Source organism: Streptomyces sp. CNX435, from assembly GCF_059570575.1.
Genome location: NZ_JCANTA010000003.1, coordinates 247,743 through 259,251 on the forward strand (window position 1 = coordinate 247,743; position 11,509 = coordinate 259,251).

At 75.1% G+C, this 11,509-nt stretch carries 13 protein-coding genes; 6 read left to right on the forward strand and 7 right to left on the reverse strand.

All coding sequences use genetic code 11. From position 1 onward, the window contains the following. Positions 1–67: 67 nt before the first annotated feature. Both T328_RS07555 and T328_RS07560 read right to left on the reverse strand, forming a co-directional pair. A complete protein-coding gene (locus T328_RS07555) occupies positions 68–706 on the reverse strand; it encodes a mycothiol-dependent nitroreductase Rv2466c family protein (protein WP_496495108.1) in 639 nt (212 codons plus the stop codon). Continuing rightward, a complete protein-coding gene (locus T328_RS07560; protein WP_496495109.1) occupies positions 706–2,004 on the reverse strand; it encodes a DUF5005 domain-containing protein in 1,299 nt (432 codons plus the stop codon). Before T328_RS07560 ends, T328_RS07555 begins: the two co-directional genes overlap by 1 nt. 82 nt (positions 2,005–2,086) lie before the next feature. On the opposite strand from T328_RS07560, the gene T328_RS07565 reads away from it, so the two are divergent. From T328_RS07565 to T328_RS07575, 3 genes are all read left to right on the forward strand, one after another. Beyond that, complete coding sequence (locus T328_RS07565; protein ID WP_496495110.1) at positions 2,087–2,569, forward strand: phosphatase domain-containing protein; 483 nt, start codon at positions 2,087–2,089, stop codon at positions 2,567–2,569. A 140-nt stretch (positions 2,570–2,709) separates the two neighbouring features. Continuing rightward, complete coding sequence (locus tag T328_RS07570) at positions 2,710–3,150, forward strand: hypothetical protein (protein WP_496495111.1); 441 nt, start codon at positions 2,710–2,712, stop codon at positions 3,148–3,150. 68 nt (positions 3,151–3,218) lie between these two features. Next, entirely contained in the window at positions 3,219–4,232 is a 1,014-nt protein-coding gene (locus T328_RS07575; protein WP_496495112.1) for a DUF3048 domain-containing protein, read from the forward strand. 36 nt (positions 4,233–4,268) lie between these two features. On the opposite strand, the gene T328_RS07580 is transcribed toward T328_RS07575, so the two are convergent. Further along, a complete protein-coding gene (locus T328_RS07580; protein ID WP_496495376.1) occupies positions 4,269–5,258 on the reverse strand; it encodes a zinc-binding alcohol dehydrogenase family protein in 990 nt (329 codons plus the stop codon). Positions 5,259–5,428: 170 nt separating this feature from the next. Then, positions 5,429–5,923 (reverse strand): Dps family protein, encoded by a 495-nt coding sequence (locus T328_RS07585; protein WP_496495113.1) that lies wholly within the window; start codon positions 5,921–5,923, stop codon positions 5,429–5,431. Positions 5,924–6,074: 151 nt separating this feature from the next. Between T328_RS07585 and T328_RS07590 the strand changes: the two genes are divergently transcribed. Beyond that, positions 6,075–6,620 (forward strand): type 1 glutamine amidotransferase domain-containing protein, encoded by a 546-nt coding sequence (locus T328_RS07590; protein WP_496495114.1) that lies wholly within the window; start codon positions 6,075–6,077, stop codon positions 6,618–6,620. Between the two features lie 43 nt (positions 6,621–6,663). Here the strand turns inward: T328_RS07590 and T328_RS07595 are convergent, their stop codons facing one another. Together T328_RS07595 and T328_RS07600 are read right to left on the reverse strand one after the other, a co-directional pair. Next, positions 6,664–7,149, reverse strand: a complete 486-nt coding sequence (locus T328_RS07595; RefSeq protein WP_496495115.1) for a hotdog family protein — start codon at positions 7,147–7,149, stop codon at positions 6,664–6,666. Between the two features lie 128 nt (positions 7,150–7,277). Further along, positions 7,278–8,372, reverse strand: a complete 1,095-nt coding sequence (locus T328_RS07600) for an ATP-dependent DNA ligase (RefSeq protein ID WP_496495116.1) — start codon at positions 8,370–8,372, stop codon at positions 7,278–7,280. Positions 8,373–8,421: 49 nt separating this feature from the next. Between T328_RS07600 and ligD the strand changes: the two genes are divergently transcribed. Then, positions 8,422–9,432: a non-homologous end-joining DNA ligase gene (ligD, locus tag T328_RS07605; protein WP_496495117.1), complete on the forward strand. Its 1,011-nt coding sequence runs from the start codon at positions 8,422–8,424 to the stop codon at positions 9,430–9,432. A gap of 92 nt (positions 9,433–9,524) precedes the next feature. Beyond that, on the forward strand, positions 9,525–10,424 hold the full coding sequence (locus tag T328_RS07610) for a Gfo/Idh/MocA family protein (protein WP_496495118.1): 900 nt from the start codon (positions 9,525–9,527) through the stop codon (positions 10,422–10,424). 181 nt (positions 10,425–10,605) lie between these two features. On the opposite strand, the gene T328_RS07615 is transcribed toward T328_RS07610, so the two are convergent. Next, positions 10,606–11,463: a phytanoyl-CoA dioxygenase family protein gene (locus tag T328_RS07615; protein WP_496495119.1), complete on the reverse strand. Its 858-nt coding sequence runs from the start codon at positions 11,461–11,463 to the stop codon at positions 10,606–10,608. Between the last annotated feature and the right edge of the window lie 46 nt (positions 11,464–11,509).

Here is an 11,509-nt window from a genome sequence, read left to right on the forward strand (position 1 = left end):
ACGGCATTGTTCCGTGTCCGTGCGGCGCCCGGGCGGCGAATCCCCCGCTACGGGCCCGGGGCGGCGGTTACGCGAACGACGGCGTCTCGTCGGTGCGGGTGCGCTTGATCTCGTACAGGCCGGGCACGCCGCCCAGCGTCAGCAGCCCGTCCCACAGCCGCAGCGCGTCCGCGCCGCGCGGCGCGGGTGAGACGACCGGGCCGAAGAAGGCGAAGCGGGCGCCGCCGGGCGGTGTCACGGCGAGGACCGGGCTGCCGACGTCCTCGCCGACCAGCGCGATGCCCTCGGCATGCGAGGCGCGTATCGCCGCGTCGTACGCCTCCGACTCGGCGGCGGCGGCCAGTTCCCCGGGGAGCCCGGCGTCGTCGAGCGCGCGGGCCGGGCCGTCCCACTCGCCGCGCTCGTGCAGCCGCACGGCGAGCGCGGCGTAGTACCGGCCGAGCGCCTCCGGGCCGTGGTGCTCCGCGACAGCGGCGCACACCCGCACCGGCATCCACAGGTACGCGCCCCACTCCCCCTGCGGGTCCTCGGGGTTGACCGCTCGGCCCTCGTTGAGGACTTCCAGGCTCATGACCCGCCAGTGCACCCGGATGCCGGTCAGCCGCCGCACCTCCGTCAGCCAGCGCGCGGTGGTCCACGTCCACGGGCACACGGGGTCGAACCAGAAGTCGACCGCGGGGCCTTCCGGTGGTGCCTCGTCCGTCATCACTCCACCGTATCGAGGTGCAGGCGTACGAACCGCGGGCGGTACAGGGCGACGTTGCGGTGCACGTGGGCGGAGACGGTGTCCGCGGAGGCGTCCAGCCAGTTGACGTCGTAGCCGACCAGCAGCCCGTCGCCGTCACCGACGCCGGGATGGACCTGCGGGTTGTACGCGGCGGCGGCGGAGCCGCCGCCGGCGTCGTCCGGCAGCGGCGCGACGAACGCCTCGTCCGGCCCGTGCCACGGGCCCTCGGGCCGGCACGCCCAGTACGACGCGACCGTCGTCAGCCCGCTCCCGCCGGGCCCGCCCGCGTCCATCGTGAACAGCACCCACGTGCCGTCCCGGCGCACCACGCTGAACGCGCTGCCGACGCCCTTGCGCCCGCCGTCGCCCAGCACGGGCTTCGAGCGGGCGGCATCCCGGCCCCAGCGCTCGCCGTCCCAGAACCGCCACGCCGACCGGTCCGCGAGCCGCCCGGCGGGCACGCGCGCGAGGTGCGCGCGGGAGCTGCGCTCGGCCTGGTCGGGGGTGCGGCCGTCGGTACCGCCCCAGACGTACGTCCAGTCGCCCTGCCGGACGGCCGCCGCGCCGTAGACGAGGCGGTCGGCGGGGTCGGCGACCCGGGACTGGTCGTCGACCTGGGTGATGCCCTCCAGCCGCAGGTCCGGCAGCGAGAGCGTGGCGACCTCGGTGGCCAGCGGCACGCCGTAGATCCACGGCTGCTGCGCCTCCTGCCGGTGCCACAGCAGCACCCGCAGCACCTGCTCGGACGAGCCGGGCGCGCGCGGCTCCACCACGGCGTGCACCGGCCAGCGCCACTGCCGCACCGGGGCGCCAGGCTCGGGGAAGAGCGAGGCGGGCGCGCCGGGGGGGCCGCCGAGGAGGGTGCGTTCGAGGCGGCCGTCCTCGGACATGACGAGGGCGGCGTTGCGCGTCCAGGCGGGGGTGCCGAGCGAGGTGTCGCGCCAGGCGTGCGGCTGGCCCTGCCGGTTGGGCGGCTGCCGCACCTGGCCGAGGTACGGGTCGGAGGCCAGCCACAGCGTGCGGCCGTCGGGCAGCCGGACCGAGTGGTTGCCGTCGCCACCGGTCCAGTCGTCGGTGCGCGCGCCGTCGTTGCCGTAGCGCTCGAACTCGTCCGTCGTCTCGGCGTCCGCGGTCCAGCCGGAGACGGCAAGGCCGGTGCAGGCGCCGGCTTCGCCGTCGTCTGCATCTTCGTTGGTGGCGGTGAGCACGACGACGAGGCCCACGACGAGCAGCAGCGCGAGGGCCATCCCGGCGCCGGTGGTCTGGCGTCGATCCATCGGGGCACGGTAACGGGCGGGGCCGGTGGTCCGTAAGGCACCCGGTGGGACGCGGTCCGGCCGCCGCCCATAAGCTGGCGGCGTGGCGCAGCGAGACCTTGCGGTGTTCGACCTGGACGGCACCCTCACCGACACCCGGCACCGGCTGCACCATGTCGAGTCCTCCCCCAAGGACTGGGACGCCTTCTTCCGCGCGGCCCCCCTCGACCCGCCGCTGCCCGAGGGTCTGGCGCTGGTCCTTCAGTGGGCCGAGACGTGCGAGGTCTGCTACGTGACCGGCCGCCCGGAGCGCACCCGGCGGGACACCGTGGTCTGGCTCGCCGCACACGGCCTGCCCGAGGGCCCGCTGTGGATGCGCCGCGCCGGCGACCGGCGGCCGGCCCGGTTGGCGAAGCCGGAGCTGCTGCGCCGGGTGGCCCGCGGGCGCACCGTGGCGGTGGTCGTGGACGACGACGAGCCGGTCTGCACGGCGTACGAGAAGGCGGGCTTCCGGGTCGTACGGGCCGACTGGATGCCGCCCGCCGAAACGCTGCGCACGGCGCAGGAGGACGAGGGCCGCACGTAGGGCCGGTACGCCGGCTCCGGTGCGAGGAGGGCGCGGGGTCCCGGCCGACTCCGCCGGGGCGCGGAGCCGGCCCCGATTCCCGGGCCGGATCCCCGTCCCGGCCCTCCCGTCGCGCGGCCTGGCGACTACGCTCGGCGCACATGACCTCCCGCGACGACACCGACATCGACGACACGGACCTCGACCAAGCCGAAAAGACCGGAATGACCGGAACGGGCGCGGCCAACCGGGCCGGCACCGACGCGGGCGGCCCCCACACGCCCGGCGCCGGCGACCCGGGCGACTCGCTCGACCCGCTCGACCCGCAGGACGGCGACGAGCCGCCGCCGCCCCGCCTGACTCCCCGGCAGGCACGCCGCGTTCGGGCCCTGACCTCCGCCGGTGTGATGGTGGCGGTGGGCGTGGCCATGGTGGTGCAGTTCCGCAGCGAGCCGTCGCTGCTGACGTTCGCGCTCTACGGCGGTGCGCTCATCCTCTCCGGCACCGCGATCATGCTCAGCCGGGCGGGCCGCACCCGGGTCGCCATGGCGGTGCTGGCGGCCGGCTTCGCGTTCGTGGTCGCCGACCAGCTGCTGCGCTAGGAATCGCCACGGTAGCGGGCCGCCGGGGCGGGTAGGTCATCGGCAGCCCGGCTCAGTGGGGGGGTTCGTTGAACAGGAAGCACACGGCCGCGGCGGCAGCGTTCCTGGTGCCCGCGGTCGCCGTCGCCGCGGTGCTCGTCGCCCGGTCGCACGACGGCACGGACGAGCCGGCGCAGCACCGCCCCCAGGCGCGCTCCTCCCCCGCCTCCCCGCCCGCGTCCGAACCGCCCCCGCCCACCCCCGCGGAGGAGCCGTCGGCGCCCGAGGGCCCGGTGCTGGGCGTGAAGCTGGACAACGCCGCGCCCGCGCGCCCGCACACGGGCCTGGAGCAGGCCGACGTCGTGCACGTGGAGCGGGTCGAGGCCGGCATCTGCCGCTTCCTCGCCGTCTACGCCTCCGGGCTCCCGGACGTCGTCGGGCCGGTGCGGAGCGCCCGCGAGACGGACCTGGAGCTGCTGGCGCAGTACGACGACCCGGTGCTCGCGTACTCCGGCGCGCAGGGCAGGCTCAAGCCGTACATCAACCGCGCCCCGCTACGCCCGGTGCCGCCCGAGCAGCTGCCCGGCGCGTACTTCCGCGGCACCGACCGGCCCATCCCGCACAACCTCTACCTGCGCCCCGACCGCGTCTCCGACGCCGCCCCCGAACTCGCCGGCATGGCCGCGGCGTCGCTCTACGAGACCGGCGAGGCTCCGGCCGGCGGCCGGAAGACCGGCGAGCGCACGGTGGAGATGCCGGCCGCGAACTTCACCTTCGACTGGTCGGGCGCGCGGCGCGGTTGGGAGGTCTCCATGGACGGCACGCCGGCCACCAGCGGCGGCGAGCGGCTCGCGCCGCCGACGGTGGTGCTGCAGGAGACGACGATCCGCAAGGGCGCGTTCGGCGACCGGTGGGGCAACAACTCGCCGTTCACCGAGACCGTCGGCTCCGGCGAGGCCACGGTGCTGCGGGACGGCCGGGCCTACGCGGCGGAGTGGGACCGGCCGACGGCGGCGGACCGCACGGTGTTCACCACGCCGGACGGCGAGGCGATGCCGCTGGCGAAGGGGCAGGCGTGGGTGGTGTACGTGCCGCGCGGCTGACCGCGGCGCGGGGCGCTTCCCGCCCCGTACGCGCCCTCACCCCGCCGGCATCCGCAGCACCGCCGCGCCCCTGACCCGCCCCGCCGCGAGGTCGTCCAGCGCGGCGTCCGCCCGGTCGAAGGGGTACGGGGTCACGGTCGGGCGCACGCCGTGCGCGGTCGCGGCGGCGAGGAAGTCCCGGCCGTCCGCACGGGTGTTGGCGGTGACGCTGCGCAGCACGCGCTCGCGGAACAGGTGCCGGTCGTACGACAGCTCCGGGATCGCGGTGACGTGGATGCCCGCCACGCTGAGCGTGCCCCCGGCGTCCAGTGCCGCCAGCGCGACCGGCACCAGCTCGCCGGCCGGCGCGAACAGCACCGCCGAGTCGAACGGCTCCGGCGCCGGCTCGTCGACGCCCGCGGCCGTCGCGGCGCCCAGCTCCCGCGCGAGCCGCTGCGCGGCGCGGGAGCGGGTGCGCACGTGCACCTCGGCGCCCTGGGCGACGGCGAGCTGCGTGGTCAGATGGGCGGAGCCGCCGAAGCCGTAGACACCGAGCCGGCCACCGGCCGGCAGGTCCGCCAGCCGCAGCGCCCGGTAGCCGATGATCCCGGCGCACAACAGCGGCGCCAGGTCCTCGGCCGCGGGCTCCTTGGGCAGCGCGTACGCGTACGGAGCGGGCACCACGGCGTACTCGGCGTACCCGCCGTCGGCGTCCCAGCCGGTGTAGCGCGACTCGGGGCACAGGTTCTCCCGGCCCCGCTCGCACCAGCGGCAGCGGCCGCAGGTGCGGCGCAGCCAGGGGACGCCGACCCGGGACCCGACGCGCCGCTCCGCCGCGGCCCCGGCCGCGACGACCTCCCCCACCGCCTCGTGGCCGGGCACGACCGGCGTCCTGTGCGGCGGGAGGTCGTGGTCGCGCACGTGCAGGTCCGTCCGGCAGACCGCGCAGGCCTCCACCCGGACCAGCAGTTCGTCGGGGCCGGGCACGGGCACCGGCAGCTCCACCGGCTCCAGCCGGCCCTTCCCGGTGACGGCCCAGGCCCGCATGACGATCGGCGGCGTGGCTCCCATGCCCCCATCCTCGCGGCCACCGGTCGCCCCGGTCCACGACGCGCCGGCGGCGCGCTCCCGTGCGACCTCGGGTGCACTCGGGCGACCCGTACGAGCGGGTCGACCCGCGCCTGGCCGCCCCGCCCGCGGGTCCGACCTGTCCGCACTCAGCCGACGTGCTCGGCCTGGAACATCCAGTACTGCTTCTCCAGCTCCGCCGTCAGGTTCAGGAACACGTCCTGCGTGACCGGATCGGTCTTCTCGGTCAGGTCGATGCGCTCGCGCATCCTGCCGATCAGGTCGGCGAGCAGCCGGATCATCAGCTCCACGACGGCGGTGTCGCGTGCCCAGTCGTGCTCGGGCTGCGGGAGCGCGGAGGTGTCGGCGATCGTACGGGCCATGCCGGAGGGGGGCCGGCCGAGGGTGGCGGAGCGCTCGGCCACGGTGTCGGCGTGGCCGCGGGCGATGGCCACCACCTCGTCCAGCTGCAGGTGGATCGAGCGGAACCGGGGGCCGACGACCGTCCAGTGCGCCTGTTTGGCGACCAGAGACAGGTCCAGCAGGTCCACGAGGGCGCCCTGCAGCGCGGCGGCGGTCGCCCTGCCGGAGGTCTCCGGCAGCGGGCTGCGCACCGTGGCCGTCGGGCTCGGCGTGGTGGTCATGTGGTTCCTCCTCGGCTCTCGACACGAGGTGTGTCCGACTACGCCGCGCCGGGTACCCGCAGGTGGCGCTCCGGAACAGGACCGGAGGGGGTTCATCGGCAGCGCGTCCGGTGAGCCGTCACGCACTGTGATCACCGAAAGGATGTGCCGCATGCGCATCGCATTCCTCGTCGCCCCCGCGGGGGTCGAGCAGGTCGAGCTGAGCGAGCCGTGGCAGGCAGTCGTGGACTCCGGCGACACCCCCCGGCTGGTCTCCACCCGGCCCGGCCGGGTGCAGGGGTTCGATCATCTGGACAAGGCGGACACCTTCGAGGTCGACCAGGTCGTCTCCGAGGCGACCACCGACGAGTACGAGGCCCTCGTGCTGCCGGGCGGCGTCGCCAACCCGGACTTCCTGCGCATGGACGCCGGCGCCGTGTCGTTCGTGCGGGAGTTCTTCCGGGCCGGGAAGCCGGTGGCGGCGATCTGCCACGCGCCGTGGCTGCTGGTCGAGGCGGACGTCGTCCGCGGGCGCACGCTCACCTCGTGGCCGAGCCTGCGGACGGACATCCGCAACGCCGGCGGCACCTGGGTCGACGCACAGGTGCAGGTCTGCGGCGACGGACCCGCCACGCTGGTCACCAGCCGCAGGCCGGACGACCTCAAGGCGTTCTGTGACGCGTTCCTGACCGAGTTCGCCACGGCCGCGATCGGCTGAGCACGAGCGGCCGGGGCCTCGGCCCCGCCGCCCGCGAGTCCGCTCAGCGCCGGGGGCGGCTGGCGGCGGTGCGCGTGACGCGGCGGACGCTCCACTCGAAGCCGCCGCGGCAGATGACGGTGTGCCGCTCGTCGGTCACGACGGCCTCCGTGCTGATACGGGCGCGGTCGGCGGTGCCGGTGAGGACGGGACGCAGCACCTGGACGGTCGACGAGCTGAGCTTGCAGGACGCGATGAGCCGGCCGCGGGCGGGCGCCAGGTACTCGAACGAGGCGGAGGCGCCGAGCGGCAGCACGCCTTCCAGTTCGCCGGGCGCGTCGCCGGCGGAGAGGATGGCGGCCAGTCCGGCGGCGTCGACGAGGGTGGCGAGGCCGCTGGAGTGCAGCGAGCCGATGACGTTCCCGAGCACGCCGGGGGCCTCGACGGCGACCTCGGCGGCGCCGTCGATGGCGCGCAGCACCATCAGGCCGGCGGTGCGGTGGGCGGAAACGGGCTCTAACAGCGAGCGTGCCAGGGCAGTGGCATCCATGGAGACATGGTGTCGGCGGCCGGCGAAGGCGGCGGGTCCGGGAGGCCAACTCCGGCTGACCGACAGGTTCCGTTACGCCGCTTCCGACGCCGGGAGCGGCGTGGGCGGCGCCGCCCGGCGCCCTCTGCTCACTCCTGCGGACGGGCGGTCAGCACCTCGTTGAGGTCGTACCTCACGGGCTCCTCCAGCTGCTCGTACGTGCAGCTCGCCGGCGTACGGTCCGGCCGCCAGCGGCGGAACTGCGCGGTGTGCCGGAAGCGGGCCCCGTTCTCCATGTGGTCGTACGCCACCTCCAGCACCCGCTCCGGCCGCAGCGGCACCCACGACAGGTCCTTCTGCCCGCTCCACCGGCTCGGCGCCCCCGGCAGCCGCGCCGACTCGTGGGCGTCCTCCTTCGTCCAGTCCGCCCACGGGTGCTCCGCCTGCTCCTCCGGCGTCTCCATCCGCAGCGGCGCCAGCTCCTCGACCAGCTCGGCCCGGCGCTTCATCGAGAACGCCGCGCACACGCCCACGTGCTGCAGCACGCCCTTGTCGTCGTTGATGCCGAGCAGCAGCGAGCCGACGACGGGCCCCGACTTGTGCCAGCGGAAGCCCGCGAGCACGACGTCGGCCGTGCGCTCGTGCTTGACCTTGACGAGCACCCGCTCGTTCTGCCGGTACGGCAGGTCGGTCGGCTTCGCGATTATCCCGTCGAGCCCGGCGCCCTCGTACTGCTCGAACCACGACTCGGCGACCGCCAGGTCCAGCGTCGCCGGAGCGATGTGCACCGGCGCCGCGGCGTCCGCCAGCGCGCGCAGCAGCGTCGCGCGCCGTTGTGACTGCGGGGTGTCCAGCAGCGCGTCGTCGCCGAGGGCCAGCAGGTCGAACGCGACGAAGCTCGCCGGCGTCTGCTCGGCGAGCAGCCGCACCCGGGAGGCGGCGGGGTGGATGCGCTCGGTGAGCGCGTCGAAGTCCAGCCGGTCGCCGCGGACGATGACGATCTCGCCGTCGACGACGCACCGCTCGGGCAGGTTGGCCTTCAGCGCCTCCACCAGCTCCGGGAAGTAGCGCGTGAGCGGCTTGCCGGTGCGGCTGCCGATCTCCAGTTCGTCGTCGGTGGAGCCGTCGCGGAAGACGATGGCGCGGAAGCCGTCCCACTTGGCCTCGTAGAGCATCCCGGGCGGGAGTTTCTTCTGCGGCTTGGCGAGCATCGGCTTCACGGGGGGCATCACCGGCAGATCCATGTGCGCAACGGTAAGGCGAGATCCGGACATCCGCCTTACCGTTGCGCACATGGGTGCAGCGATTCAGCTCCAGGCGGGCGACAGGACCGTGCGGCTGTCGAGTCCGGACCGGGTGTTCTTCCCGGCGAAGGGCTACACCAAGCTCGACCTCGCGCGGTACTACATCGCCGTCGGCGACGGCATCGTACGGGCTCTGCGGGACCGGCCGACGACCCTTGAGCGCTACCCCGAGGGGATGGGCGGCGAGTCCTTCTTCCAGAAGCGCGCGCCGAAGAACACGCCCGACTGGATCCCCACCGCCCGCATCACGTTCCCCAGCGGCCGGTACGCGGACGAGATGTGCCCCACCGAGCCGGCGGCGGTCGTGTGGGCGGCCCAGTACGGCACGCTGACGTTCCACCCCTGGCCGGTGCGGCGCGGCGACACCGAACACCCCGACGAACTGCGCATCGACCTCGACCCGCAGCCCGGCACGGACTACGGCGACGCGGTGCGCGCCGCGCACGAGATGCGCGCCGTCCTCGGCGAACACGGGCTCACCGGCTGGCCGAAGACCTCCGGCGGGCGCGGGATGCACCTGTTCGTGCCGATCGCGCCGCGCTGGACGTTCGTGCAGGTACGCCGCGCGGTGATCGCCGCCGGGCGGGAGCTGGAGCGGCGGATGCCGGAGCAGGTCACCACCGCGTGGTGGAAGGAGGAGCGCGGCGAGAAGGTCTTCGTCGACTACAACCAGATGGCCCGCGACCGCACCATCGCCTCCGCCTACTCCGTACGGCCCCACCCCAACGCGCCCGTCTCCGCGCCGCTGACGTGGGAGGAGGTGGACGACGCCGAGCCGGACGACTTCGACCTCGTCACCATGCCGAAACGCTTCGCCGAGGTCGGCGACGTGCACGCGGACATGGACGGGCACGCCTTCGACATCACGTCGCTGCTGGAGCTGTCCGAGCGGCAGGAGCGGGACCACGGCCACGGCGACATGCCCTACCCGCCGGACCACCCGAAGATGGCGGGCGAGCCGAAGCGCGTGCAACCCAGCCGGGCGCGCCCGGAGGAGTGAGCCCTCGTGCCCCTGGGCCGGCCGCCCCGGCCCGGGGCACGTCGGCGAGGGCGCCCGACATGCGGCGTACGGGGTGATCGTAAACTCGGCGCATGCGATTCGGACTCCTCGGTACCGGCCCCTGGGCGGAGCGCGCGCACGGCCCCGGACTCCAGGCACACCCGCGGGCGGAGATCGCCGGGGTGTGGGGCCGGCGGCCCGAGGCGGCGCAGGCGCTCGCCGACCGCTTCTCCACGCGCGCGTACGACGACGTGGACGCCCTCTTCGCCGACTGCGACGCGGTGGCGGTGGCGCTACCGCCGGACGTGCAGGCACCGCTCGCGGAGCGCGCCGCCGCGGCGGGCTGCCATCTGCTGCTGGACAAGCCCGTCGCCACCGACGTGGCCGCCGCCCGGCGGGTGGTGGACGCGGTCGAGCGCGCCGGGGTGGCCTCCGTCGTCTTCTTCACGCTGCGCTTCCGTGAGGAGACCGCCGGCTGGCTGGCGGAGCGGAGCGGCGAGGAGGGCTGGCTGCTGGGCCGCGCCGACTGGCTCTCGCCGGTCTTCGCGGGCTCGGACAGCCCCTACGCGGCCTCGCCCTGGCGTGGGGAGAAGGGCGCGCTGTGGGACGTCGGGCCGCACGCCCTGTCGATGCTGCTGCCGGTCCTCGGCGACGTGGACCCGGCGGCGCCCGGCGCCATCACGTCGGCGCGCGGCCCGGGCGACACCGTGCACCTCGTGCTGCGGCACGACTCCGGCGCGTCCAGCGCATGCACGCTCAGCCACACCATCCCGCCGCAGGCGTCCGGGGTCACCGTGCAGCTGTACGGCACGCCGGGCGTGCAGACGGCGCCGGAGCGGGACGACGGGCCCGTGCCCGCGTTCGTACGTGCCGTGGACGCGCTGCTGGAGGCGGCCGGCAGCGGCCGGCCCGATTCCCGCGACGTGCGCCTCGGGCTGCGCGTGACCGAGATCCTCGCAGCCGCCGAGAAGCAGATGTCCGCAGGAGAGTGACCTCTCCGCCCTCCTCGCCGCCCGCCTCTCCGCCCGCCCGGACGGCGGTGGCCGGCGCTCCCGCCGGTTCCGCCGGTAACCGGCGCCGCAAGGGCCCCGCAGGGCCCGCGACTTCACGTCGGGACGAGGGCCGTGGCCCCGCCGGAGCGGCGGGAGCCACGGTTTCGTCTCCGTTCCTCCGTCAGGCCCCGGCGGGGGCCCCACCGGCGGCACGGGCCTCGGGTACGACGCCCAGCAGGCGCAGCCGGTCCAGCGCGGTCTGCCGCGAGGCGATCCCCGCGGCCCCGGCGGCCCACTCGTCCCACTCCTGCCAGCGCTCCCGGTCGAACGCCTCGTCCTCGTAGGCGTCCTCCGCGAGCAACCCGCCCACCACGCGCATACCCTCGGCGTCACCGAGCCCGGGCCACCCCAGATACTCGGTGCGCCACGCCAGCCGGCTCGCGCCGCCGACGGAACGGTGCAGCAGGTGGACGTCGAACGCCAGCACGTCGCCCGGTTCGGTCGGCAGCACGGTCTCCGGCATCGGCCGGCCGGGGAACCCCTGGTTAGCGGGGTCCGCCGCGGTGTAGGCGGCGAGCCGGCGGGCGTACGCCGGGTCGTGCGACCCGGGCAGCACCCGCAGTGCGCCGGTTTGCGCCGTACGGGGCTCCAGATGGGCCAGGAAGGTCACCCCGGGCACGTCCGGGCCGACGTCCGTGTGCCATCCGGAGTTCGTGGTGAAGCACACCGCGCTGGGCACCGTGGGCACGGTCATCCGCCCGCACAGCTCGGCGGAGCCCTGGAACAGCCTCGGGTCGTCGGCGATCAGCGACTGGCTGAAGGGCGTCCGGTCGGCGGCCAGCGGCAGGTAGTCACCGCGGATGCCGCCCTCGTCGTACGGGTCGGTGTCGGTGCCGAGGCCGCCGTACGCGTCGGTGAGGCCGGCGGTCACCTCGGCGGTGAGCCGGTCGGTCTCCTCGCGGCTCAGCAGGCCGCGCAGCACCACGTACCCGAAGGCGCGGAAGTGCTCGATCTGTTGGTGGCTGAACAACGACGTCACGACGTCGTCTCCTCTCGTCTCGATGGCAGGTCGTCTCGCGCATCGG